Genomic DNA, 23,963 nt, shown 5'->3' with positions numbered 1-23,963 from the left:
ACACGCGCAAGGCGGGCAGTGGTCTCAGGTCCACAGGGCGTGGAAGTGATGAACCGGTCCGTGTCCTCGCCCGACCTGCATCGTATCGGCCGCCTGGAGGGCGGCGGTCAGGTAGCATTTGGCGTCCCTGACCGCTTCGACGAGGGGGCGCTTGTGCGCAAGCCCTGCCGCCACCGCCGCCGACAGGGTGCAGCCGGTGCCGTGAGTGTTGCGGGTGGCGACCCGGGGAGCGGCGAACCGGCGCAACGTTCCATCGGCGCACAGCAGATGATCCACGCTCTCGTCGCCCTCCCCATGGCCGCCCTTCACCAGAACCGCCCGGGCTCCGAGCGCCAGGAGTTGCCGTGCTTGCGCCACGGCTTCGTTCTCGCTCCTCGGCGCTGCGGCGCCGATCAGCGTTCCGGTTTCCGGCAGGTTGGGGGTGACGAGATCGGCGAGCGGAAGGAGCAGGTGGCGCAGGGCCTCCACCGCGTCCTCCGAGATGAGCCGGTCGCCGCTCGTCGCCACCATCACGGGATCCAGCACGATGGGAATATCCCGGGCATGCCGGCGCAAACCCGCCGCCACGGCCTCGATGGTCGCGACCTGCGACAGCATTCCGATCTTCACCCCCGTCACCGCGAGGTCGCCGAAGACGCTGTCCATCTGCGCCGCGACGAAGGCCGCCGGTACGTCGTGGATGCCCTGGACTCCCTCTGTGTTCTGGGCTGTCAGCGCGGTGACGACGCTGGCGCCGTAGACGCGCAGGGCCGCGAAGGTCTTCAGGTCCGCCTGGATGCCGGCGCCCCCGCCCGAATCCGAGCCCGCTATGGTGACGGCGATGGGGGTCATGGCGTGCCTTTGCGTCCTGCGACGACCTTACGGAACCGCGGCGCGGGCGGCGAGGGCCGAATCGACCCGGTGGCGCAGGTCGCGCGCCCGCGCCTCGACATCATCCCCGGCGAACAGGGCGGAGATGATCGCAACTCCGTCCGCTCCGGCCGCGATCACGGCCGCCGCGTTGCTCGAATCGATGCCCGCGATGGCCCCGAGGGGGAAGTTCTGCCCCCGCGCGAGGCGGCCCCGGAACAGGATGCGGCCGAGGCCATCGAGGCCGACGGGCGGGTCGGGGTTGTCCTTGCTCGCGGTGGAGAACACACCGCCGATGCAGGCGTAATCCACCGGCAGCCGGTAGAGCTCGTCGGCCTGCGCACCGGTCTTCAGGGTCAGGCCGACGATGGCCGAGCGCCCGAGGAGGCGGCGCGCATCGGCCGGATGGAGATCGGACTGGCCGAGATGCACGCCCTCGACGCCCGCGGCGAGGGCGAGGTCGACGCGATCGTTCACGAGAAGCGGGACATGGCTCCCCGCGAGGGCTTCGTGGATCGCCCGGATGCGCGCCAGGGCGGCACGGGCATCGTCGATGGTTTTTTCGCGATACTGGAGGAGGGTGCAGCCGCCGCGCGCCGCCGCGCTCGCCAGTGCCGCGAGCCGCCCGACATCGGTGCCGCAGAATCCCGTGTCGAGGATTCCGTAGAGGCGCAGATCCACCGGCACCGTGCGCCCCGGCGCGTCGTCCCGTCCGATCACAGCGTTCTCCCCGGTCAGCCCCGTCCCATTCGTCTTACGGGCTGGTTCCCATGCCGCAAGGGCCCGCGAAGGTGGAAGCTCGGGAGCTTGACCGGTGGGGCGGCGTTGGTGGGGCGAACACAATTGGGGGATCCGCATGGACCGTACGCCGAAACAGAAGATGCTCGCGGGCGAGCTCTATCATCCCGACGACCCCGAGATTCAGGCCGATGCCGGCGCCTGCAAGGCCTGGATGGTGCGCTACAACGCGGCCCTCGGTCTGTCGCCCGGCGACCGGCGCGCGCTCCTGCGCGAGCGCTTCGCAGCCGTCGGCGACGAGTCCGTCATCCGGCCGCCCTTCCACTGCGATTACGGCCTTCACATCACTCTGGAGGACCATGTCTTTCTCAACTTCGGCTGTGTGATCCTCGATTGTGCCCCGGTCCATATCGGCGCGCGCACGCAGATCGGACCCGGGGTCCAGATCCTCACGGCGGATCATCCCCGCGATGCCGCTTCCCGCGAGGCCGGTTTGGAGTTCGCGCGGTCGATCCGGATCGGCCGCAACGTCTGGATCGGCGGCGGCGCTCTCATCCTGCCGGGGGTGACCGTCGGCGATCACGCGATCGTCGGCGCCGGCAGCGTGGTGACCCGGGACGTGGCCGAGGGGGATACGGTGGTGGGAAACCCGGCCCGGCCCTTGCCTCGGCGGGAGGAAGCCTGACCCATAGGCCATGCCGTTTGGCCGTTCATCACGGCGGCGCGATGTGCCATGAGCACGCGGCACGATGTGCAAAATGCACGCGGTGCGAGATGGAGGCTGACCAGGTGACGACGGTGAAGGACTCGCAGGGGCGCGACAACGCCTCGCTCGTCAACCCGTCCGCCGTGGGGCTCGTCGCCGTCATCATCGCCGCGACGGACGGCGAGCCGCGGGCCCTGACAGTGCAGGTCGAGGGGCAGGCGACAGGCCGTTCCGACGGACTGCCCGCCGGGCCCCTCGTGCCCGAGCACCCGACCCTGGAACGTGGGCTGCGAGCGTGGGTCGAGCGCCAGACCCATCAGCGCCTCGGTTACGTCGAACAGCTCTACACCTTCGGCGATCGCGACCGTCAGGGCGACGAGAGTCAGGGCCTGCATTCCCTGTCGGTGGCCTATCTCGCGCTGGTTCGCGAGGTTCGACCCGGCGGTCTCGCCGAGGCTTCGTGGCGCAACTGGTACCGCTACCTGCCCTGGGAGGATTTTCGCGAGGGCCGGCCGGCGGCCCTGGCCGAGATCGAGCCGAAACTCCTCGCCTGGGCCGGCGGGACCGGCGACCCGAAGCTGAAGCGCCGGCGCGAGGATCGCCTCAGCCTCACCTTCGGCCTGTGCGACGGCACCTGGAACGAGGAGCGCGTGCTGGAGCGCTACGAACTGCTGTTCGAGGCCGGCCTGATTCCCGAGGCGCAAGGCCAGTCGGGTGCCGCGAGCCCCGCCGACCTCCCGGTGACCGGACAACCCATGGCGTTCGACCATCGCCGGGTGCTTGCCACCGCCATCGGGCGCCTGCGTGGCAAGATCAAGTATCGGCCCGTTGTCTTCGAGCTGATGCCGCCGACCTTCACGCTGTTCCAGCTTCAGCGCACGGTGGAGGCTCTGTCGGGGACCAATCTGCACAAGCAGAACTTCCGCCGGCTCGTCGCTCAGCAGGGTCTGGTCGAAGAGACCGATGGGGTCACCAGCGGTGCCACCGGCAGGCCGGCCCGCCTCGTTCGGTTCCGGCGCGAAGTCCTCCTCGAACGCCCTGCCCCGGGCTTCCGCCTCAGGCCGGCGAAACGCCCCACCTGACAGCCGCGGCGCACCATCGAGGGTGCGCTGCAAAAACGTTATGCTCAAGTCCAGCATATCTAGACAAGTGCGAATGGGGCCCCTACGTTAGTCGGCACAATGCTCATTTTGAGCATAAGTGAGGACGCATCCATGGCGGCCACCAGTCTTCCGATCACTCCGGCGCCCGCGGTTTATGCCGGCCTGCCTCTGCCCGATATCTACGCGCGGGTCGCCCGGCACGTGCCCGCCATCGAATGGCCGGCGCTCGCCGATGACGTTGCGGCGATCCTGGAACTGAAGAAGACGCGCAACGCCGTCATCCTCGCCCACAACTATCAGGCGCCGGAAATCTTCCATACGGTGGCGGACATCGTCGGCGACAGTTTGGCGCTGGCTCGCGAGGCCGTGACGGTGGATGCCGACGTGATCGTGCTGGCCGGCGTGCATTTCATGGCCGAGACCGCCAAGCTCCTCAACCCGGGCAAGACCGTCCTCATTCCGGACATGGCCGCCGGCTGCTCGCTCGCCGATTCGATCACCGCCGCCGATGTGCGGGGGCTGCGCGAAAAGTATCCCGGCGTTCCCATCGTCACCTACGTCAACACGTCGGCGGCCGTTAAGGCCGAATCCGACCTCTGCTGCACATCCGGCAATGCCGTCGACGTGGTTCGGTCCCTCAACGCGCCCCGCGTTCTGATGATTCCCGACGAGTTCCTCGCCCAGAACGTGCAGGCCCTGGTGCCCGAGGTGGAGATCCTCACCTGGGCCGGTCATTGCGAAGTCCATGAACTCTTCACCCCGGCGGATATCCACGCCGTGCGCGAGAGCTATCCGGGCGTCACGGTCATCGCTCATCCCGAATGCCCGCCCGACGTGGTGGCCGAAGCCGATTTCTCCGGCTCGACGGCGATGATGATGAACTTCGTGACCGAGAAGCGCCCCCGGCAGGTGGTGCTCGTGACCGAGTGCTCGATGGGCGACAACATCGCGGCGGCCAACCCGGACATCGAGTTCATCAAGCCGTGCAACCTGTGCCCGCACATGAAGCGCATGAGCCTGAAGAACATCCGCCGCGCCCTCGAGACCCTGACTCACGAGGTCACGGTCGAACCCGAACTCGCCGACCGGGCGCGCTTGGCGGTGGAGCGCATGCTCGCGGTGCGGCCGCGATGAACGCGCACGCACCCTTCTCCTTCGCGACGCCGGACCGCGTCATCGTCATCGGAGCCGGCGTCGCCGGTCTCGCGACGGCGCTTCGCCTCGCACCGCGTCCCGTCACACTGGTCACGGCGAGTCCCCTCGGGCTCGGCACCGCCACGGGCTGGGCGCAGGGCGGCATCGCCGCCGCCATGGGTGAGGACGACGCACCGGCCCTTCACGCCGCCGACACCCTGGCGGCGGGCGCGGGCCTGAGCGAGCCGGAGGTCGCCGAACGCGTCGCGGCGGCCGGCCCCGGCCTCATCGAATGGCTCGTCGGCCTGAATGCCCCGTTCGACCGGGATACCGTCGGGGCCCTCGCGCTCGGGCTCGAGGCTGCCCATTCCCGCCGTCGCATCGTACGAGCCGGCGGCGATTCGACCGGTCGTCTCGTCCTCGAGACCCTGGTACGGGCCGTGTCCGCCACGCCGTCCATCGACGTGGTCGTGGCGCAGGCGCGTCATCTGATGCACGACCGTCAGGGTGCGATCGCGGGCGTTGTGTGCGAGCGCGGCGGTACGCGGCTGCGTCTGGCGGCCCGCGCCGTGGTGCTCGCCACCGGCGGGATCGGTGCACTCTACGCATCGACGACCAATCCGCGCGGCGCCACCGGGGCCGGCCTTGCCCTGGCGGCCCGGGCCGGTGCCAGCCTGCGCGACATGGAGTTCGTTCAGTTCCACCCCACCGCCATCGCGGTCGGCGCCGATCCGATGCCGCTTGCCACCGAAGCCCTGCGCGGCGAGGGCGCGCGGCTCGTCAACGGACTGGGTGCCCCGATCATGGCCGGCATCACGGGTGGGGATCTGGCGCCACGGGACGTCGTCGCCCGGGCGATCTTTCAGGCGCAAGCACGGGGCACGCAGGTGTTCCTCGACTGCCGCGGCGCCTTGGGCGCTCGCATGGCCACGCGGTTTCCCACGGTCGCCGGTTTGTGCGCGACGGCCGGCATCGATCCGCAGCACGAGGCGATCCCCGTGCGGCCGGCGGCGCACTACCACATGGGCGGCGTGAGGGTGGATGGCAGCGGCGCCAGCACCGTACCGGGGTTGTTCGCCTGCGGCGAGGTCGCGTCCACGGGCCTGCACGGCGCCAACCGCCTCGCCAGCAATTCGCTTCTCGAAGCCATGGCGTTCGCGCCCTGGATCGCCGAGGCCATCGAGGCCGTTCCGGTCCCGGGGGCCGCGCAGGCGGTGCCGGAGCAGCCCCGTCCGGCGTCGGATCTGCCGACGATCCGCGCCATCATGGAGCAACGCGTCGGCGTCGTGCGCGATGCGGACGGCCTCGCGGAGGCGGTCCGTCGGCTGATGCCAGCAGCCGAGGCCGGCTGCGACGCCGCCCTCGTCGGGCTCGTGGTCGCCACATCGGCCCTGTCGCGTCGGGAGAGCCGGGGGGCGCACTGGCGCAGCGACTGTCCCGATCAAGCTCCGGTCCGGCACACCGAAACGACCTTGGCCGAAGTCCTGAGCTCTTCGGCAGTCGACGCACCCGCCTTCGCCTGATTCCGGCCCACTGCCCGAAACGCCCGGGAGGGCTTCCATGACCGACGATCTGCACCTCGTCCCCCTGCCCCGCCTCATGGTCGAGCCCATCGTGCGGGCAGCCCTGCTGGAGGATCTCGGCCGGGCCGGCGACATCACCACCGACGCCATCGTGCCGGCATCCTTAACGATGAACGCCGTCATCGCCGCCCGCCAGGACGGCGTGATCTCCGGCATCGACGCCGCCGTCCTCGCCTTCGGCCTCATCGATCCGGCCGTGGTGGTGACGGTGGTGCGCGGCGACGGCGCCACCGTGGCGCCGGGCGACGTGGTGATCCGCCTGTCCGGCCCGGCGCGGGCGATCATCACCGCCGAGCGGGTGGCCCTCAATCTCCTGTGCCGTCTTTCGGGTGTCGCCACGGCCACGGCGGGCCTCGTCACGGTGGCGCGGCCGCACGGCAGGGCCAGCATCGTCTGCACCCGCAAGACCACACCGGGCCTCCGCGCCCTCGAGAAGCATGCGGTCCGGGCCGGCGGCGGCTCGAACCACCGCTTCGGCCTCGACGACGCCGTGCTCATCAAGGACAACCACGTGGCGGTGGCCGGCGGCATCGTCCCGGCCATCACCCGGGCGCGGGCCTATGCAGGCCACCTCGTCAAGATCGAGTGCGAGGTCGACACCCTGGCCCAACTCGAAGAGGCCCTCTCCGTCGGCGCCGACGCCGTGCTCCTCGACAACATGAACCCGGATCAACTGCGCGAGGCCGTGCGGATGATCGACGGGCGCGCCATTTCGGAGGCCTCGGGCCGGATCACCCGCGAGACCGTCGGGGCGGTGGCTGCGTCTGGCGTCGATCTGATCTCCTGCGGCTGGATCACCCACAGCGCGCCGATCATCGATCTCGGTCTCGACGATGCTTGAAGGTTTGGCCTGAAACCGAAGGACCTTACGGCCAAGGCGCCACACTGTGGCCATGGAGTCACGACGTCGCGGCAAGCGATGCTGCACCGCGGATAGAGCTTGGCTTTGAAACCCCAGCGTTTACGTCTTGGGCATTCTTCGCGCGGTACCGTGCGTCGAGCTGATCGCCGTGATTTCCGACTGCCCTCGAGAGGCCCCGATGCGCCGTTTCGCCCCCGCCCTCACCGGGCTCGCCTGTGCGCTTGGCGCGTGGGCATCGCCCGCTGCCGCCTACGAGATCGACCCTCTAACCCGCCAGCCCCTGGACAACGCCCTGGTCCTGCGGGTGCGCCCGCAGGCCGAGCCGGTGGCCGTCGTCGCCGTGCCGACCTCCAACGCATCGCTGTCGCCGGCCGACCCCATGGCCTCGGCCGTGCCGCAGATGTCGGCGATCCAGCGCGAGCAGGTGGCTTATTCCGGCAATTACGCCCCCGGCACCATCGTAGTCTCCACGGCCGAGCGTCGCCTGTACTACGTGCTCGGTGACGGCCAAGCCCTGCGCTACGGCGTCGGCGTCGGCCGGCCCGGCTTCACCTGGGGCGGCGTTCAGACCATCACGATGAAGCGCGAATGGCCCGATTGGCGTCCCCCGGCCGAGATGCTGCGTCGCCGTCCCGATCTGCCGCGCTTCATGAAGGGCGGCCTTGAGAACCCCCTCGGCGCCCGCGCCATGTATCTCGGCAATTCGATCTACCGCATCCACGGCTCCAACGAGCCGGAAACCATCGGCACCGCCGTCTCGTCGGGCTGCATCCGCATGACCAACGACGACGTGGCCGACCTCTACACCCGCGCCAAGGTCGGCGCGAAGGTCATCGTGGTTCGCTGAACGGTTCGCTCACGAGCGGGCATTCGAGAAAGGCCGGTGGAAACGCCGGCCTTTCTTCGTTCTTGACCTCACTTCGAAACGGCGAAGAATCGCGACAGCAGCCAGAGGGGCACCACAACCACGGCGCCGGCCAGGATCCAGCGTCCGAAATCGTGGAAGGTGTCGAGGCCGAGATCGACGAGGGCTCGAACGGCATCGTAAGCGTGCCAGAACAGCAGGCCCGGCGTCACCCCGAGCATGGCCATGACGGCGCCGACCAGGATCGACAGGAACAGCAGTTTGGCGAACACCGCCGCCGGCGAACCGCCGAGGAAACGGCGAAGGGCCGAGCGACGACCCGGTTCGGGATAGGCGCCGGCATAGGGCTGGCCGGGAAACGGCTGCGGGCGGCGCGGATCGTGATCGAGGCTCATCGGGCGAAGGTTTCCTTGCGGCGCGCGGCGAATGCGGTCTCTCAACCCCCCGAAGCCGGCGGAAGCGTGACCGAATCGACACACTTTGGCGAAACCGGACGGACGCTCGGGCGTTAGGCGGGTTGCTGTCGATAGCCCAGGTGGCAATGCCGGCTGCGCGGTCCAAGTTGGAACGACCTCTTTTTACGATGAAACGAAGCGATTCATGATCGACCACGCCCTGTTCGACCCGGCGACGATCGATCCGGACACCAAACGGCTCAACGCCGAGATCATCGCGGCACATGCGGCCCAGGCCGACCCGTGGTCGATCCCCATCGCGGCGGTCCGCGAACGCCGCCGCCAGGGCACCAAGGCCTCGCCGGCCATGCCCCGCAGCGTACGAGCCGAAACGGTGACCATCGACGGGCCGGGCGGTCCGCTCGCGCTTCGCATGATCCGCCCCGATGCCAGAAAGTGGCCGAAGGCGCGCGGCGCCTATCTGCACATCCATCGCGGCGGCTGGGTCTGGGGCGCTGCCGACGAGCAGGACCCGTGGCTTGAGCGGATTGCCGACACCTGCGGCTTCGTCTGTCTGTCCGTCGAGTATCGGCTCGCGCCCGAGCACCCCTATCCGGCGGCCCTGGAGGATTGCGAGGCCGCCGCCCTGTGGCTCGCCGGTCCGGGTCGGGCGGAACTCGGCATCACGGCCCTCACCATCGGTGGCGAATCGGCCGGCGCCCATCTCGCCGTTATGACCCTCCTCCGCCTGCGTGACCGGCACGGTCTGCCGCGCGCTTTCCGGGGTGCCAACCTCAATGCCGGGTTCTTCGACCTCGGCCTGACCCCGAGCGTGCGCAATTGGGGCGACGAGCGCCTCGTGGTGAACACCAAGGATCTGACCACTTTCGCCAACGACTACGTTCGGGATGGCATCGATCGCCGTCGCCCCGACGTGTCGCCGCTCTACGCCGACCTCGCCGGACTGCCCCCGGCCCTGTTCACCGTCGGCACCCACGACCCCCTCCTCGACGACACCCTCTACATGTCGTCGCGCTGGGCCGCTGCCGGAAATGGCGGCCATACGGCGATCTATCCCGGTGGGTGCCACGTCTTCGTGCGCTATCCCGGTGCCCTGACGGAGCGGGCCCTGGAGCTCATCGATCGTTTCCTCATGGCCCTCGCCTGAGCGCCACCCCCCCGCACCATGCGCTGCCCGAGGTCCTGCCCGACCGGTTCGCGGATTGGTTCACCGCGCGCGGCTGGACACCCCGCCCGCACCAGCTCGACCTGCTCGCCATCGTGCGCGCGGGTCGCTCCGCCTTGCTGGTCGCCCCCACGGGCGCCGGCAAGACCCTTGCGGGCTTCCTGCCGAGCCTCACGGCCCTGGCGGAACGTCCGCCGGCAAAGAAATCACGGGGCCTGCACACCCTCTACATCTCGCCCCTGAAGGCGCTCGCCGTCGACATCGCCCGCAACCTCGAAGCACCGATTGCCGAGATGGGCCTGTCGATCAGTGTCGAGACCCGCACGGGCGACACGCCGTCCCATAAGCGCACCCGGCAGGTCGAGCGACCGCCCGACATCCTGCTGACCACGCCCGAACAGCTTGCGCTCCTCATCGCTCACCGCGAGGCGTCCGAACTCTTCTCCAATCTGTCCTGCGTCGTGCTCGACGAGTTGCACGCCCTGGTGACGTCGAAGCGCGGCGACCTCCTGTCCCTGGCCTTGGCGCGGGTGCACCGGCTCAGCCCGGGCCTGACGGCGATAGGCCTCTCCGCCACCGTACGGGAGCCGGACGATCTGCGGCGGTATCTCGTGCCGCAGCGCCACGCCTCGGCGGACGAGCGCGGGTCCCCAACCCTCTCCCTCCAGGAGCGGGAGCACGGTGGTGCTGACGAAGCCGGCGTGCCCGAGCCTCCCATGGCCGACCTCGTCGTCGTACGGGGCGGCGCGGCGCCCGACCTTCACATGCTCGACACCGGGCTCACGCTCCCGCTCGCCGGTCACACCGCCTGGCAGGCGATGCCGGCGATCTACGATCTCATCGGTCGTCACCGCACGGTACTGGTCTTCGTCAACACCCGGCTCCAGGCCGAGTACACCTTCCAGGAACTCTGGCGGATCAACGAGGAGTCGTATCCGATCGCGCTGCATCACGGCTCCCTCGACGCCACCCAGCGCCGCCGGGTCGAAGCCGCCATGGCGGCGGGCCAGTTGCGCGCCATCGTCTGTACCGCGACCCTCGACCTCGGCATCGATTGGGGCGACGTCGATCTCGTGGTCAACATCGGCGCGCCGAAGGGGGCGAGCCGGATCATGCAGCGCATCGGCCGTGCCAACCACCGCATGGACGAGCCCTCGAAGGCCTATCTCGTGCCGGCCAACCGCTTCGAGATCCTCGAATGCCAGGCGGCCCTGGACGCCGTCGAGGCCGCCGCGCAGGACACGCCGGATGCGCGCCTCGGCGCCCCGGACGTGCTCGCCCAGCACATCCTCGGCATGGCCTGTGCCGACGCGTTCGACCCGCTCCGGCTCTACGACGAGATCGTCTCGGCCGCCCCCTACGCTACCCTGAGTTGGGAGGATTTCGAGGCGGTGGTCGATTACGTCGCCACCGGTGGCTACGCTCTGCGGGCCTACGAACGCTTCGCCAAGATCCTGCGCGGTCCCGACGGGTTGTGGCGGGTGCGGGACGCCCGCACGGCGCAGCAATACCGGATGAACGTCGGCACCATCGTCGAGTCGGCCAAGGTGAAGGTCCGCCTCGCCCGGGCGAACCGGGCACGCCCCGGCGCCGTGCTGCCGCGCGGCGGGCGGGTCCTCGGCGAGATCGAGGAGGATTTCGCCGATACGCTGACCCCCGGCGACACTTTCCTGTTCGCCGGCGAGGTCCTGCGCTTCGAAGGCCTCACGGAGGACGAGGCGCTCGCCACCCGTGCCGGACCCGGCACCGACCCGGCGATCCCGTCCTATGCCGGGGCCAAGTTCCCGATCTCGACCTTCCTCGCCGCGCGGGTGCGGGCGATGATCGCCGATCCGTTCGAGTGGGACCGCCTGCCGAAACAGGTCTCGGACTACCTCGTCCAGCAGCGCACCCGCTCGGTGCTGCCCGGCCCGACGGGCCTGCTGGTCGAGACGTTTCCGCGCTCGGGGCGCTACTACCTCACGGCGTTTCCGTTCGAGGGGCGGCTCGCGCACCAGACCCTCGGCATGCTCCTCACCCGCCGCCTGGAGCGCGCACGGATGCGGCCTCTGGGCTTCGCCGCCAACGATTACGGCATCGCCATCTGGATGACCCGCGATCTCAGCGCGCGCATCGCCACCGGGTCGGACTTCCTCGAAGCCTTGTTCGCCGAGGACATGCTCGGCGACGATCTCGAGGCATGGCTCGACGAATCGGCGATGATGAAGCGCACATTCCGGCAATGCGCCGTCATCGCGGGGCTCATCGAGCGCCGTTATCCGGGGCAGGCCAAGACCGGGCGCCAGGTCACCATGTCCACGGATCTGGTCTACGACGTCCTGCGTAAGCACCAGCCCGACCACCTGCTCCTGCGCGCGGCGCGGCAGGATGCGGCAACCGGACTCCTCGACGTGAAGCGCCTCGGTGTGATGTTGAGGCGCATCCAGGGGCGAATCGTCCACAAGGCCTTGGACCGCGTCTCGCCCCTGTCCGTCTCCGTCATGCTCGAAATCGGGCGGGAGAAGGTCTACGGCGAGGGCGCGGACGAGATCCTGGCCGAGGCCGAGGCGCAGCTTCTCGAAGAGGCGCTCGGCTGACGTGTCGCCCTGCTCACCCGATGACGAGGATGCGGTTTTGGCGCTCGGCGCACGACTCGAGAAGACCACGAAGGCCCCCGGCCTGACGCTTGCCGGCGAACACCTCACCCTCGACCTGTGCGGCGGCCTGTGGCTGGCCGCCCACGGCACCCTCATCGTCTCCGATCTCCACTTGGAGAAGGGCTCGGCGTTCGCGGCGCGCTCGGGCCAGTTCCTGCCGCCCTACGACACCCGCGAGACCCTGGCCTGTCTACACGAGGTGGTGGCCCGCCTCGACCCGGCCCGCGTCGTGGCTCTGGGCGATTCGTTTCACGATGCGCGCGGGCCGGATCGCATGGAGCCGGGCGACCGCGCCATGGTGGCGGCCCTGCAGGAGGGGCGCGACTGGGTCTGGATCGCCGGCAACCACGATCACGCCGTGACCGAGGGGGTGGGCGGGCGCTACGCCGAGATCCTGACGCTCGGCGGCCTCACGCTCCGCCACGAGCCGACCCCCGACGCGGTGGACGGCGAGGTGTCCGGTCACCTGCATCCGTGCGGCAAGGTCGCCATGCGGGGTCGGGCCGTGCGTCGCCGCTGCTTCGTCACCGACGGTCGCCGCCTCATCATGCCGGCCTTCGGCGCCTATGCGGGGGGTCTCAACGTGCGCAATCCGGTGTTCGAGCCGCTGTTTCCGGCGGGCTTCACCGCGCATCTCCTGGGGGATGGGCGGGTCTTCGCCATCGGGAAGTCCATGCTGGCGAAGGACTGATCGTCAGGGTACGCGAGGCACCGTTTCTCCCATCGGCTCTCGCGGAAGCCGACGACAAGCTCTAACACCGGAGTTCTACGCCGCGACGAGGAGGGACGCCCCGGCCACGACCGACAGGACGAGCCGGAGACGGCCCAGCCACACGGGCACGAGGCCGCGGCGGGGAAGATCCTGATCAATGAAGCCCCAGGCCAGGACGAGGCAGCCGAGCGTCCGCAAGTCCCATGGGGCCGGCATGGCCAGGGCCGCCCAGGCCAGGAGGGACGGCACGATGGCGATGGCGTAATCGGCCCCGCCACCGCCGCGTGCCGCAGCGGCGCCCCAGCGGATTCCACCGAGGAACGAAGCGATCACCGCCCCGTAGGTGGACAACACCATGCGCGGATCGAGGCCGATGGTGCTCAAGCCCGCATTGCCACCGCTGACGGAGAGAAACGCGAAGCCGAGGAACGGGATCAGGCCGGCGATCCCGAGGATCACCGCCGCCGGTGGCACCGTCGTCACCCGCACCCTCGGCCCTCCCGTCATCCGTGAATCCCATTCGGGCCGGCCCCCGCCGTCCGCGAGAAAGCATCCGCCATCCAAACGCCTCGGGGCGCCCGAGGAAAGGCGGCAGATACCCGCACGCGCGACAGGATGGACGCGTTGTGACAATTCTCAGCTGCGTCGCGGCGGGGTGACCGGAGCCGGGGGCGTCGCCCCGAGCAGGGTCATCGTCCGAGGCGCAGTTGAAGCCGTGGGGGCCTCGTTGGTGGCCGGATCGGGCACCTTGGCCTTGAACGCGGCGACGAGGGCCCGCGCCGTGGCGAGGTCCTTCGGTTCGAGTTTGGCCGCCACGTCGTCACGCTTCTTGGCCGCGTCGGCATCACCCTGCGCACCGGCAGCGGAGAACCACAGGAAGGATTGCTGGAGGTCCTGTTGCACGCCGAGGCCGCGGGCGTAGAGCACCGCGAGGTTGTACTGGCTGTCGCGCAGGCCGTACTCGGCCGCGCGCCGGAACCATTGCCCCGCCGTGGTGTAGTCCGGCTTGCCCGAGGCCGTGGGTGTCTCCGCGTGGATCACCGCGAGGTTGTGCATCGCCCGGGCATTGCCCTGCTCCGCCGCGCGTCCGTACCAGAGTTTGGCCTGGGCGAGGTCGCGGGGCACGCCGAGTCCCTTCTCATGGAGCCCGCCGAGCTTGTACTGGGCCGGCGCGTAGCCGGCCTGCGCGAGCTTGTCGTAGAGCTTGTGCGACAGGGCGAGGTCGCGCGTCACGCCGCGCCCGTCGGCAAAGCGCGCGGCGAGGTCGTAGACGGCCGTGCCATCGCCCTCGATGGCGGCCTGACGCAGGGAGGCCAAGTTTGCCGGAACGGCGGTGAGATCGGGCGACAGGGCCGCCATCGCAGTCACCTGCGGGACGATCCGGTTCGTGCCCGATCGGACGGTTTCGGCCTTGGTACCATCGACCCGGGCGGGGTCGGTCTTCGTCGAATCCGTCTTCGTGGCGTCGGCTTTGGCCACCTCTTCCTTGAGCGAGGCCGGATCGGCGAGTGACTGGGTGGTGACCGGGTCCGGGAGGCCGGAGGCTGCGCCCGCGGGTGTTTCGGTCCTCGGGGCCTCCGCCGATGCGGCGACGGTCTCGCGGGCCGGGCCTCGGGTTCCGATGGCCTGAAGCGCACCGAGGGCGAGGATGATGGCGGCGAGCCCGAGAAGCAGGGGCTTGCGGCGGCGATCGAGTTCAGCGCGCAGGCGGGCGAACCGGGCGTTCAGCGGAGCCGACGCGACCGCCTCGCTCGAGGAGGACGCATCGGAGCCGTGCCGGGCACGGGGCGCCTGCACGGTACCGGATGCCTCCGCCTGCGCCACCTGAGCGGCGCGACGAGCGGCGGCGATGAAGCTGGACTTGATGTCGCCGTCGAGGGCGGCGGACGCGTTGGGCTCCGCGTCCTCGGTGATCGGGTCGCGTCCGGGCCGCCGGGCCCCGGGCTCCAGGGGAAGGTCGCCCAGAACGGCGTCGGCGATGGGACGTTCCGTCGGGCGGACGCTCGCTCGCGCGATCGGCTTGCCGGCGAATCTGGCCGCAGACTTGGTCGGGGGCATGCCACCGGTGCCGAGGAGACGCTCGGCCGGTGTTTGCGTCTCGGACGACATCGGTCCGGATTCGGTCGATCCGACCCGTCCGGCAAGGCGTTCGAGGATCGAGTGGACTCCGACCAGGGTCGATTGCAGGCGCTGCTCGGACGCGAATTGCTGGTCGCGCAGGTCGGCGAGGCCGGCCTGGAGGCGAACGAGGTCGTTCCCATCCGTCTGGGTCTCGACGGATCCGTGGCGGCCGGTCCGCTCGATCAGCGGCGCTTCCTCGCGCAGGGCGGAGACTTGAGCCAGCAGGTCACCCATGGTGCGTTCCAAACCGGCGAGGGCCGGGTCGCTGTCGCGGGTGTCGATACGGGCGGCGAGCGCCAGAACCTGATGCTCGAGGGAATCGAGCCCCTCCGCCGAGACGGTGTCCGACGTCCCCATGCGGTCGACCTTCACGGAAAGGTCGTGCAGCATACCGTGGATGGCCGCCAGGTCGCCGTCCGGCAACACGGGCCGGCGCAGGGTCGCGCCGAGGCCTTCGAGACGCTCGATGAGGTCGCCGACGGGGTTGACGTGGACGGCATCGACCTTCGCCGACAATGCATCGATCCGATGGATGATCGCGTCCGAGTTCGGGCCGCCATTCAGGGCGGAGCCGTCGCGCAGGGCGTCGAGCTTCGCCGCCATGGCGTCGATCCGGTCTTCGAGGCCGCCCGGTGCGGGGCGGTTCAACCCCGAACGGATCTCCTCCAGCAGAGGACGCAGTGAGGCCACGCCCGAATCGGCCCCGACGCCGGTCTGGAGGCGGGCGATCTCGGCGCTGATCGCAGCGACGCCGGAGGCCAGGGTCTCGATGCGCTCGGGCGCGGCGAGCCCCGCGATTGCGGTGCGGATGTCGTGGAGTTCACGAAAGAGTTCGTCGAGGGCCTCGCGATCGGCGAAGGCGTCCGGGCCGTTGCTCAGGACGGCATCGACCCGCGCTCCGAGGGTCTCGAGGTCGGCGGCGAGGCGGGTCTGCACCTCACGGGCCGTGTCGCCGCACAAGCGGCCGACCTCGGCACGGATTCGATCGAGGGGGGCCGTCACGGCGGAGAGGTCGGCCTGTGCCGGGGCGCCGTCGACGCCCGTGGCGAGGGCGTGCATCGCCTCCTCCAGGACGCCGACTTCATGGCCCGTCGCCACGCCGTCGAGGGAGGCGCGCAGGCGGCTGGTCTCGCTGCGCAGTTCACCGATGACCGTGGCAATGGGGGCAGGGCCGGTATCGAGTTCGCGCTGGCGCTGGCGGATCTCGCTCACCGCATCCCGAACTTCGAGGGCGGCCGAACGGCCGCGCCGACCGATGGGACGGGGGGCGACGACCTGCTCGCCGAGTTCCGCCACGCGTCGTTGGAGGTCGGCGATGGTGCGGCTGGCCGCCGCCTGCGTGGCCGTCTGCTCCTGAGCGATCCGTCGATCGATGGCATCGAGGCGCTGCATCATCTCCGCAAGCGCCTGCGCCGTCACGTCGGGCGTCGGCGTTGCGGTCGCGGGCGCCTCGGAGCCCGCTTCGGCGGCCTCGGCGCCGGGCGCCGGCTTTGCGTCGGGGAGTGGCGCCGGCGGCGCGGTCTTCGGTGCCGGCTTCGACGGGTTCTCGCGACTCGCCTTCGCAGTCCCCTGTCGGGGTGCTTTGGCGGGGGACGCGCCGGACGGTGTGGCGGGGGCTTCCCGGGTCGTTCCGGAAGAAGCGTCGCGTTGCGGCGCGGCCACGTCATCCGGGGTGACGATGGAGGCGATCCAGGTCTCGACGGGGACGCCGGCCCGCCGGGCTACATCGCGCGCGGCGTCGAGGATGTCCGGGTCGAAGCCGTCGAGATCGATGGGGGCGGAGCGTGTCATCGTCTAACCTGATGCGGCGAGGTCCGGTCTCGATGCGCGGCGCCGGCCCCCGGCGGATGATGGCGCGGGTCCACGTCGGATCGTCTGACCCGACCTTTAACTTTCTTGGTAAATAGCGGGTTAACCGAAGCCGCTTCCGAAGCCGCGCCGCGGCCGACTTCGACATTCGGTTTCCCGACCGTTTCCTCTTTCCGCTCGCCTCAGGATGGTTTAGATATGAACCATCCATCGAGCGGTACCGCGATCCGGTCGGATGCGCGTGTCGCCGTGACCAGGGAAGGACGCTGTGGGATGCCGAGCTACAAGGCGCCGGTCGAGGACGTTCTGTTTCTTCTGAACGACGTTCTAGGGTTCCAACGCTACAGCAATCTCCGGGGCTTCTCCGATGCTTCGCCCGACGTGGTCGAGGCCGTCCTCGGCGAAGGGGCGAAGCTCGCCGAGGAGGTGTTCGCCCCCTTGAACGCCGTCGGCGACCGCGAGGGCTGTACCCGCCAGGCCGATTCCGGTGTCACCACGCCGAAGGGGTTCAAGGCCGGCTACGACACCTACGCGGCCGGCGGCTGGATGGGATTGTCCGTACCGGAGGAGTTCGGCGGACAGGGCCTGCCCCATACCCTCAACACGGCGATCTCGGAGTTCGTATCCGGCGCGAACCTGGCGCTCGGCATGTATCCGGGCCTGACCCAGGGTGCCATGGCGGCGCTGCTCGTCCACGGTTCGGACGCGCAGAAGGCGATGTACCTGCCCAAGATGGTCGAGGGCGCCTGGACCGGTACCATGAACCTCACCGAGCCCCATTGCGGCACGGATCTGGGCCTCCTCAAGACCAAGGCGGTGCCGAACGGCGACGGTTCCTTCAATCTCACCGGCACGAAGATCTTCATTTCGGCCGGCGAGCACGACCTGTCCGAGAACATCGTGCACCTCGTCATCGCCCGCATCGAGGGCGCACCGGCGGGCACCAAGGGCATCTCGCTCTTCGTGGTGCCGAAATTCCTCGTGAACGCCGACGGCTCGGTGGGTGAGCGCAACCCGGTCTCGTGCGGCTCCCTCGAGCACAAGATGGGCATCCACGGCAACTCGACCTGCGTGATGAACTACGACGGCGCCAAGGGCTGGCTCGTCGGCCAGGAGAACCGCGGCCTCAACGCCATGTTCGTAATGATGAACGAGGCCCGCCTCGCCGTCGGCGTCCAAGGCCTCGGCCAGTCCGAGGTCGCCTACCAGAACGCCGTGGCCTACGCGAAGGACCGCCTGCAGGGCCGGTCCCTCACCGGTGCCAAGGCCCCCGACAAGGTGGCCGATCCGATCATCGTCCACCCCGACGTCCGCCGCACCCTCATGGGGATCCGGGCCTTCAACGAGGCCGGTCGCGCCCTCGTGCTGTGGACCGCGCTACAGGCCGATATCGGCCACCGCTCCGAGGACGCGGCCGAGCGGCAGCGCGCAGAGGACCACATGGGCCTGATGACCCCGGTGGTGAAGGGCGTGCTCACCGATCGGGGCTTCGCCAATGCCGTGGAGGCCCAGCAGCTCTTCGGCGGCCACGGCTACATCGAGGAATGGGGCATGTCGCAATTCGTGCGCGATGCCCGCATCGCCATGATCTACGAGGGCGCCAACGGCATCCAGGCCATGGACCTCATCGGGCGCAAGCTTCCCAAGGATGGCGGCCGCGCCATGATGGGCTTCCTGTCCGAGGTCCAGACCTTCCTCAAGGATCACGGCGAGGACGAGGGCATGAAACCCTTCGCGGCGCCGCTCCAGGCCGGGCTCGACGACCTGCAGGGCGCAACGATGTGGTTCATGCAGAACGCGTTCTCGAAGCCCGACAATGCGGGAGCGGGTGCCACCGACTACATGCACCTCCTCGGCCTCGTCGCCATGGGCTACATGTGGGCGCGCATCGCCAAAGCGGCGCTGGCCAAGCAGGCCGAGGCGGCGACCAGCCGCATGGCCGACAAGCTCGTCGTCGGGCGGTTCTACATGGAGCGGATGCTGCCCGAGACGGCCATGCGGCTCGTTCGAATCAAGGCCGGTGCCGAAACCACCATGGCGCTGAGCGCCGAGGCTTTCTAAGAAGGCGCCGTTGCCTCTCCTCTCTGCAGGAGAGGGTGGCCCGGCCGGAAAGGCCGGGTCGCTGGGGGGAGCGCCGTCCCTGGAGATGTCGCGCTCCCCTCGCCCGGCTCACTGACGTTCGCCGCCCTCCCCGCGGAGGGAGGATGGAAACAAGGAAGCGCGCATGCCCGAGGCCTATATCTACGATCACGTCCGCACCCCGCGCGGTCGCGGCAAGCCCGATGGCGCGCTGCACGAGGTGACGGCCCTGCGCCTCGCCGAGATCACGCTGCGTGCCCTCAAGGATCGCAACGGCCTCGACACCAGGCGCGTCGACGACGTGATCCTCGGCTGCGTCGATCCCGTCGGCGAGGCCGGCGGCGACATCGCCCGTGCCGCAGCCCTCGTGGCCGATTACGGCACTCACGTTCCCGGTGTGCAGATCAATCGCTTCTGCGCCTCGGGCCTCGATGCGGTGAACTTCGCCGCGGCCCAGGTGATGGCCGGCCAGCACGACATGACCATCGGCGGCGGCGTCGAATCCATGAGCCGCGTCGGCCTCGGCGCCTCGGGCGGCGCCTGGCCCGTGGACCCCGCCATCGCCATCAAGTCCTGGTTCATGCCCCAGGGCGTGTCGGCCGACCTCATTGCGACGAAGTACGGGTTCTCCCGCGCCGAATGCGATGCCTACGCCGTCGAGTCGCAGAAGCGCTCGACCGCATCGTGGGCCGAGGGGCGGTTCGGCAACGCCGTCGTGCCGGTGCGCGACATCAACGGGATCACCCTGCTCGCCACCGATGAGCACATGCGGCCCACGACCGACATGCAGTCGCTCGGACAGCTCAAGGCGTCCTTCGTCCAGATGGGGCAGATGGGCGGCTTCGACGCGGTCGCCATCGATGCCCACCCGGATGTCGAGGCCGTGGACCACGTCCACCATGCCGGCAACTCGTCGGGCATCGTCGACGGAGCGGCCGCCGTGCTCATCGGTTCGCGCGAGGCCGGCGACGCTGCGGGCCTGAGGCCGCGGGCGCGGATCCGTGCCTTCGCCAACATCGGCTCCGACCCGGCCCTGATGCTCACCGGCCCCGTCGACGTCACCCGCAAGGTGCTGGCGCGGTCGGGCCTGAGCCTGTCGGACATCGACCTGTTCGAGGTCAACGAGGCCTTCGCCGCCGTCGTGCTCCGCTTTCAGCAGGCGTTCGACCTCGATCCGGCGCGGGTCAACGTCTGCGGCGGCGCCATCGCCATGGGGCATCCGCTCGGTGCCACCGGGGCGATGATCCTCGGGACCGTCCTCGACGAGCTGGAGCGCACCGGGAAGGAGCGCGCCCTCGTCACGCTCTGCATCGGCGCGGGCATGGGCACGGCGACCATCATCGAACGGGTGTGATGCCGGGTCCCGGCCACGGGGCGACAAACCCTTCGAAACATTGGTAGACGGCGGCGCCCGTCGCGTTCTTCGCGATGGCGCGCAAGCCTAGAACAATCGGGAGAAACGCCACGATGACGCGCCTGCTCGCCACCCTGTGCCTGACCACCGCCCTGTGCCTGCCGCTCAGTGCCCGCGCGGACGATGCCTCCGACCGCGTCGGGGTGGCCAAGGATCTGGTCCAGAAGACCCTGATCAAGAACCTCGAGACCGGGTTCACCGGCGCCCTCGAGAAGACCGTCGCGTCGATGCCCGAGGACAAGGCCGAGGCCGTGCGCAAGGAAGTGCGCGCCGAGTTCGACAAGCAGCGCGAGGTGATGATCGAGGGTTTGTCGAAGGCCTACGCCGAGAAGTTCACCCTGGATGAACTCAAGCACCTCAGCGGCATCTACGACGACAAGACCTACCAGAAGTTCCAGGCGGTCAACGCCGACCCGGCGTCGAGCGTCACGGCGATTTCGCAGGCCTCGGTGACGAAGCTCCTCAACATGCTCGCCATCGCGCAGGCGGGGGACAGCAAGGCCGGCGCGCCGCCCCTGCCGATGCCGGCACGCTAGGACACGCCGGCACCCGTGTCGGCCTCGCCCATGACCGAGACCCCACGCCACCCGGGCGGACTGGATCGGGTTCGCCCAATCCGGTCGGGCGGCTCAGGCGACCATGTCTCGGGCGAACGCAACGTCTTGGGCGAACGCAAGTTCTTGGGCGAACGCAACGTGGGTCGGGAAACCGGCCACGGCCGGGAGGTGTTCGAGATGCGGCCGCGCGAAGTGGTAGCCCTGGAACAGCGTCGCGCCGAGGCCCCGGAGGGTCGCGAACTCGGCTTCTGTCTCGATACCCTCGGCGATCACGGCCAAGCCGAGGCCCCGGGCGATCCCGATGAGGCCGCCGACGATGATCTGTCGACGGTGATCGGTATCGATGCCGCGCAACAGATCCATGTCGATCTTGATGAGGTCAGGCTGGAAGTTGGCCAGCAGGCTCAGGCCGGCGAAGCCCGCGCCGAAATCGTCGAGCGCCGTGAGGAAGCCCTGCTTGCGGTACTCGGCGACGATGCGGGTGACATGGGCCGTATCGCGGAACTTCTCGTTCTCCGTGAACTCGAACATGATCCGATCATGGGCGAATCCGGCCCGGCGTGCGGCCTCCAGGGACGAGCGGATGCAGGCTGCGGGCTCATAGACCGCGTTCGGCATGAAGTTGATGGACAGCTTGGTCCAGTCGTCTGCGGGGAACAGACGGCCCGCCAACTCGATCGCCTTGACCCGTGCCGCCTGGTCGAAGCGGTAGACCGTCTCCGGGGTCACGCGGGCCAGAATGGAACCGGCGGATTCACCGCCGGTGCCGCGAACGAGCGCTTCGTAGCCCCAGACGCGCTCCGTCTCGATGTCGAGAATCGGCTGGAACGCCATGGTGAAGGTGAAATCGAGCTCGGCGCCCTCGCGGCAACCCTGGCAGCCGATCCGTCCTGTCATCGTGATCCCTTGAAGGTTCGCATGGGCCCCTACTCCACCCGACTGCACCCCTAAGTTTTGATTTTGGCTTAAGGCAGCCAGCCCGAGGCCACCCCAAACCCGAGGATCAGCCATGGATCTCACCAATTTCCGTTTCGAGACCGATGCCGACGGTGTTGCGCTGGCGACGTGGGACATGCCTGGCCGCTCGATGAACGTCTTTACGAATGCGGTGATGGACGACCTGCACGCTGTCATCGACGCGGTGGTGGCGGATCCCGCCATCAAGGGCTGCGTCATGACTTCGGGGAAGGACAACTTCTCCGGTGGCGCCGATCTCACCATGCTTCAGGGGCTCGGCCGCGCCTTCGAGGCGCTCAAGGTCGAGCGCGGCGAGGAAGAAGCCATGCGGCACTTCTTCGAGGAGTCGCGAAAGCTCACCCTGCTGTTTCGCAAATTGGAGACCTGCGGCAAGCCCTTCGCGGCGGCGGTCAGCGGCATCTGCCTCGGTGGTGCCTTCGAACTCGCGCTGTCCTGCCATCACCGCGTCCTGTCGGATGATCCGAAGACCCGCGTGGGCTTGCCGGAGATCAAGGTCGGCCTGTTCCCGGGCGCCGGCGGCACCCAGCGCGTGCCCCGCCTGATGCAGACGGGCGATGCCCTGCAGATGCTGTTCAAGGGCGAGCAGATCCGGCCGCTCATGGCTCGCAACATGGGCCTCGTCCACGAGGTCGCGGGCAAGGACGAGATCGTGGCGAAGGCCAAGGCCTGGATCCTCGGCGGCGGCTCGGCGGTGGCTCCGTGGGACGTGCCGAAATTCAAGGCGCCGTCCGGCAAGGTGTACTCGCCCGCCGGAATGATGACCTGGCCGCCCGCCAATGCCATCTACCGTCGCGAGACCCACGACAATTATCCCGCGGCCAAGGCGATCCTGGGCGCGGTCTACGAGGGATTGCAGCTGCCCATGGACTTGGCCCTGCGGGTCGAGAGCCGATACTTCGCCAAGATCCTGCGGTCCACGGAAGCGGCGGCGATGATCCGCACCCTGTTCCTGTCCATGGGCGAGTTGAACAAGGGGGCTCGTCGGCCGAAGGATGTCGCCCCCACCGCGGTGAAGCGGATCGGCGTCGTCGGCGCCGGCTTCATGGGGGCGGGCGTCGCCTACGTCTCGGCCAATGCCGGCCTCGACGTGGTGCTGGTCGATCAGTCCACGGAGGCGGCCGAGAAGGGCAAGGCCTACGCCCATAAGCTCGTCACCGACCAGATCAACAAGGGCCGGGCCAAGACGGCAGACCGCGATGCGCTCCTCGCGCGCATCACGACGAGTGCGGACTACGCTGCCCTGTCCGAGTGCGACCTCATCATCGAAGCGGTCTTCGAGGATCCGGCGGTGAAGGCGGAGGTCATCGGCAGGGTCGAAGCTGCGATCCGTCCCGACGCCATCTTCGCCTCCAACACCTCGACGTTGCCGATCACCGGCCTCGCGAAGACGTCCGCGCGGCCGGAGAACTTCGTCGGCATCCACTTCTTCTCGCCGGTGGAAAAGATGATGCTCGTCGAGATCATCAAGGGCGACCAGACCGGCGACACGGCCCTCGCCACGGCCATCGACTTCGCCCGCGCCATCAAGAAGACCCCCATCGTCGTCAACGATGCGCGCGGGTTCTTCGCCAACCGCTGCGTCGGGGCCTACCTTCTCGAAGGCCACACCATGCTCAACGAGGGTATCCCGGCGGCGATGATCGAGAATGCCGGACGGCAGGCCGGGATGCCGGTCGGACCGCTGTCGCTCACGGACGAGGTGGCAGTCGATCTGGCCTTGAAGATCGTCAAGGCGACGGAGGCGCAACTCGGCGCCGGGTCCATCGATCCGGCGCAGAAGGCGCTCCTCACCACCTTGGTCGAGGGCGAGGGCCGCCTCGGGCGCAAGAACAAGCGTGGCTTCTACGATTATCCGGACGGGGCACCGAAGCGCCTGTGGCCCGGCCTCAAGGATCTACAGGCGACCCATGTCGATGCGGAGGCCGTCGACTTCACGGAACTGAAGCAGCGCCTCCTCGTGGTCCAGGCGTTGGAGGCGGCCCGCACCGTCGGCGAAGGCGTCGTCACCGATCCGCGCGAGGCCGATGTCGGCTCGATCCTCGGCTTCGGTTTCGCCCCGTTCACCGGCGGCGCCCTGTCGTACATCGATTTCATGGGCGCCAAGGCCTTCGTGGCCCTGGCGCAGGGGCTGGAGGCCAAGCACGGACCACGCTTCGCCGTGCCGCACAATCTCCTCGCCATGGCCGAGCGGGGCGGGACGTTCTACGGCGACGCGGCCGCCCGCAAAGCAGCCTGA

At 69.2% G+C, this 23,963-nt stretch carries 19 protein-coding genes; 13 read left to right on the top strand and 6 right to left on the bottom strand.

Features of this window, described 5'->3' with window-relative positions; translation table 11 throughout:
- Positions 1-24 precede the first annotated feature (24 nt).
- Entirely contained in the window at positions 25-831 is an 807-nt protein-coding gene (gene thiD, locus ASF52_RS03185) for a bifunctional hydroxymethylpyrimidine kinase/phosphomethylpyrimidine kinase (RefSeq protein ID WP_056167481.1), read from the bottom strand.
- 27 nt (positions 832-858) lie between these two features.
- On the bottom strand, positions 859-1,569 hold the full coding sequence (gene thiE, locus ASF52_RS03180; protein WP_056167479.1) for a thiamine phosphate synthase: 711 nt from the start codon (positions 1,567-1,569) through the stop codon (positions 859-861).
- Between the two features lie 136 nt (positions 1,570-1,705).
- On the opposite strand from thiE, the gene ASF52_RS03175 reads away from it, so the two are divergent.
- From ASF52_RS03175 to ASF52_RS03150, 6 genes are all read left to right on the top strand, one after another.
- Complete coding sequence (locus ASF52_RS03175) at positions 1,706-2,272, top strand: sugar O-acetyltransferase (RefSeq protein WP_056167476.1); 567 nt, start codon at positions 1,706-1,708, stop codon at positions 2,270-2,272.
- Positions 2,273-2,361: 89 nt separating this feature from the next.
- The gene (locus tag ASF52_RS03170; protein WP_244473677.1) at positions 2,362-3,375 is read left to right on the top strand and encodes an NUDIX hydrolase; all 1,014 of its coding nucleotides are present in this window, start codon (positions 2,362-2,364) and stop codon (positions 3,373-3,375) included.
- 132 nt (positions 3,376-3,507) lie between these two features.
- The gene (nadA, locus tag ASF52_RS03165; RefSeq protein WP_056167472.1) at positions 3,508-4,530 is read left to right on the top strand and encodes a quinolinate synthase NadA; all 1,023 of its coding nucleotides are present in this window, start codon (positions 3,508-3,510) and stop codon (positions 4,528-4,530) included.
- Entirely contained in the window at positions 4,527-6,053 is a 1,527-nt protein-coding gene (locus ASF52_RS03160) for an L-aspartate oxidase (protein WP_056167469.1), read from the top strand. Before nadA ends, ASF52_RS03160 begins: the two co-directional genes overlap by 4 nt.
- A 37-nt stretch (positions 6,054-6,090) precedes the next feature.
- Positions 6,091-6,954, top strand: coding sequence for a carboxylating nicotinate-nucleotide diphosphorylase (gene nadC, locus ASF52_RS03155; RefSeq protein ID WP_056167468.1), 864 nt, complete (start codon positions 6,091-6,093; stop codon positions 6,952-6,954).
- A 199-nt stretch (positions 6,955-7,153) separates the two neighbouring features.
- A complete protein-coding gene (locus tag ASF52_RS03150) occupies positions 7,154-7,822 on the top strand; it encodes a L,D-transpeptidase (RefSeq protein ID WP_056167464.1) in 669 nt (222 codons plus the stop codon).
- 68 nt (positions 7,823-7,890) lie between these two features.
- Here the strand turns inward: ASF52_RS03150 and ASF52_RS03145 are convergent, their stop codons facing one another.
- Positions 7,891-8,235 (bottom strand): DUF6460 domain-containing protein, encoded by a 345-nt coding sequence (locus tag ASF52_RS03145; RefSeq protein WP_056167460.1) that lies wholly within the window; start codon positions 8,233-8,235, stop codon positions 7,891-7,893.
- 205 nt (positions 8,236-8,440) lie between these two features.
- Here ASF52_RS03145 and ASF52_RS03140 point away from each other — a divergent pair, with 205 nt between their 5' ends.
- From ASF52_RS03140 to pdeM, 3 genes are read left to right on the top strand one after another with little or no spacing between them, the layout of a single operon-like run.
- The gene (locus ASF52_RS03140) at positions 8,441-9,403 is read left to right on the top strand and encodes an alpha/beta hydrolase (RefSeq protein ID WP_056167456.1); all 963 of its coding nucleotides are present in this window, start codon (positions 8,441-8,443) and stop codon (positions 9,401-9,403) included.
- Between the two features lie 23 nt (positions 9,404-9,426).
- On the top strand, positions 9,427-11,997 hold the full coding sequence (locus ASF52_RS03135) for a ligase-associated DNA damage response DEXH box helicase (RefSeq protein ID WP_056167742.1): 2,571 nt from the start codon (positions 9,427-9,429) through the stop codon (positions 11,995-11,997).
- A gap of 37 nt (positions 11,998-12,034) precedes the next feature.
- Complete coding sequence (gene pdeM, locus ASF52_RS03130; RefSeq protein ID WP_056167453.1) at positions 12,035-12,748, top strand: ligase-associated DNA damage response endonuclease PdeM; 714 nt, start codon at positions 12,035-12,037, stop codon at positions 12,746-12,748.
- 75 nt (positions 12,749-12,823) lie between these two features.
- Here pdeM and ASF52_RS03125 read toward each other — a convergent pair whose 3' ends face one another.
- Positions 12,824-13,276: a DUF3429 domain-containing protein gene (locus ASF52_RS03125; protein WP_056167449.1), complete on the bottom strand. Its 453-nt coding sequence runs from the start codon at positions 13,274-13,276 to the stop codon at positions 12,824-12,826.
- 129 nt (positions 13,277-13,405) lie between these two features.
- A complete protein-coding gene (locus tag ASF52_RS03120; RefSeq protein WP_056167447.1) occupies positions 13,406-16,681 on the bottom strand; it encodes a tetratricopeptide repeat protein in 3,276 nt (1,091 codons plus the stop codon).
- A gap of 291 nt (positions 16,682-16,972) precedes the next feature.
- Between ASF52_RS03120 and ASF52_RS03115 the strand changes: the two genes are divergently transcribed.
- From ASF52_RS03115 to ASF52_RS03105, 3 genes are all read left to right on the top strand, one after another.
- A complete protein-coding gene (locus ASF52_RS03115; protein ID WP_056167443.1) occupies positions 16,973-18,760 on the top strand; it encodes an acyl-CoA dehydrogenase C-terminal domain-containing protein in 1,788 nt (595 codons plus the stop codon).
- 163 nt (positions 18,761-18,923) lie between these two features.
- Positions 18,924-20,132 (top strand): acetyl-CoA C-acetyltransferase, encoded by a 1,209-nt coding sequence (locus ASF52_RS03110; protein WP_056167441.1) that lies wholly within the window; start codon positions 18,924-18,926, stop codon positions 20,130-20,132.
- A 113-nt stretch (positions 20,133-20,245) separates the two neighbouring features.
- Entirely contained in the window at positions 20,246-20,728 is a 483-nt protein-coding gene (locus ASF52_RS03105; protein ID WP_056167438.1) for a hypothetical protein, read from the top strand.
- A 93-nt stretch (positions 20,729-20,821) separates the two neighbouring features.
- On the opposite strand, the gene ASF52_RS03100 is transcribed toward ASF52_RS03105, so the two are convergent.
- The gene (locus ASF52_RS03100; RefSeq protein ID WP_056167435.1) at positions 20,822-21,646 is read right to left on the bottom strand and encodes an EAL domain-containing protein; all 825 of its coding nucleotides are present in this window, start codon (positions 21,644-21,646) and stop codon (positions 20,822-20,824) included.
- Between the two features lie 112 nt (positions 21,647-21,758).
- Between ASF52_RS03100 and ASF52_RS03095 the strand changes: the two genes are divergently transcribed.
- A complete protein-coding gene (locus tag ASF52_RS03095; protein ID WP_056167432.1) occupies positions 21,759-23,963 on the top strand; it encodes a 3-hydroxyacyl-CoA dehydrogenase NAD-binding domain-containing protein in 2,205 nt (734 codons plus the stop codon).

The sequence above is a fragment of the Methylobacterium sp. Leaf112 genome (genome assembly GCF_001423295.1).
Taxonomy (GTDB): domain Bacteria; phylum Pseudomonadota; class Alphaproteobacteria; order Rhizobiales; family Beijerinckiaceae; genus Methylobacterium.
The sequence above is the reverse complement of the archived record's forward strand: the minus strand, read 5'-3'. Positions and strand labels throughout refer to the sequence as shown.

What these genes read in the sequence shown, in the direction of transcription:
- ASF52_RS03175 (WP_056167476.1), top strand. Translation starts at nt 1,706, where the DNA reads ATGGACCGTACGCCGAAACAGAAGATGCTCGCGGGCGAGCTCTATCAT.
- ASF52_RS03170 (WP_244473677.1), top strand. Translation starts at nt 2,362, where the DNA reads ATGGAGGCTGACCAGGTGACGACGGTGAAGGACTCGCAGGGGCGCGAC.
- ASF52_RS03125 (WP_056167449.1), bottom strand. Translation starts at nt 13,276, where the DNA reads ATGACGGGAGGGCCGAGGGTGCGGGTGACGACGGTGCCACCGGCGGCG.
- ASF52_RS03120 (WP_056167447.1), bottom strand. Translation starts at nt 16,681, where the DNA reads ATGACACGCTCCGCCCCCATCGATCTCGACGGCTTCGACCCGGACATC.
- nadC (WP_056167468.1), top strand. Translation starts at nt 6,091, where the DNA reads ATGACCGACGATCTGCACCTCGTCCCCCTGCCCCGCCTCATGGTCGAG.
- ASF52_RS03095 (WP_056167432.1), top strand. Translation starts at nt 21,759, where the DNA reads ATGGATCTCACCAATTTCCGTTTCGAGACCGATGCCGACGGTGTTGCG.
- ASF52_RS03105 (WP_056167438.1), top strand. Translation starts at nt 20,246, where the DNA reads ATGACGCGCCTGCTCGCCACCCTGTGCCTGACCACCGCCCTGTGCCTG.
- ASF52_RS03145 (WP_056167460.1), bottom strand. Translation starts at nt 8,235, where the DNA reads ATGAGCCTCGATCACGATCCGCGCCGCCCGCAGCCGTTTCCCGGCCAG.
- ASF52_RS03160 (WP_056167469.1), top strand. Translation starts at nt 4,527, where the DNA reads ATGAACGCGCACGCACCCTTCTCCTTCGCGACGCCGGACCGCGTCATC.
- ASF52_RS03100 (WP_056167435.1), bottom strand. Translation starts at nt 21,646, where the DNA reads ATGACAGGACGGATCGGCTGCCAGGGTTGCCGCGAGGGCGCCGAGCTC.
- ASF52_RS03115 (WP_056167443.1), top strand. Translation starts at nt 16,973, where the DNA reads ATGCCGAGCTACAAGGCGCCGGTCGAGGACGTTCTGTTTCTTCTGAAC.
- ASF52_RS03110 (WP_056167441.1), top strand. Translation starts at nt 18,924, where the DNA reads ATGCCCGAGGCCTATATCTACGATCACGTCCGCACCCCGCGCGGTCGC.
- ASF52_RS03150 (WP_056167464.1), top strand. Translation starts at nt 7,154, where the DNA reads ATGCGCCGTTTCGCCCCCGCCCTCACCGGGCTCGCCTGTGCGCTTGGC.
- nadA (WP_056167472.1), top strand. Translation starts at nt 3,508, where the DNA reads ATGGCGGCCACCAGTCTTCCGATCACTCCGGCGCCCGCGGTTTATGCC.
- ASF52_RS03140 (WP_056167456.1), top strand. Translation starts at nt 8,441, where the DNA reads ATGATCGACCACGCCCTGTTCGACCCGGCGACGATCGATCCGGACACC.
- thiD (WP_056167481.1), bottom strand. Translation starts at nt 831, where the DNA reads ATGACCCCCATCGCCGTCACCATAGCGGGCTCGGATTCGGGCGGGGGC.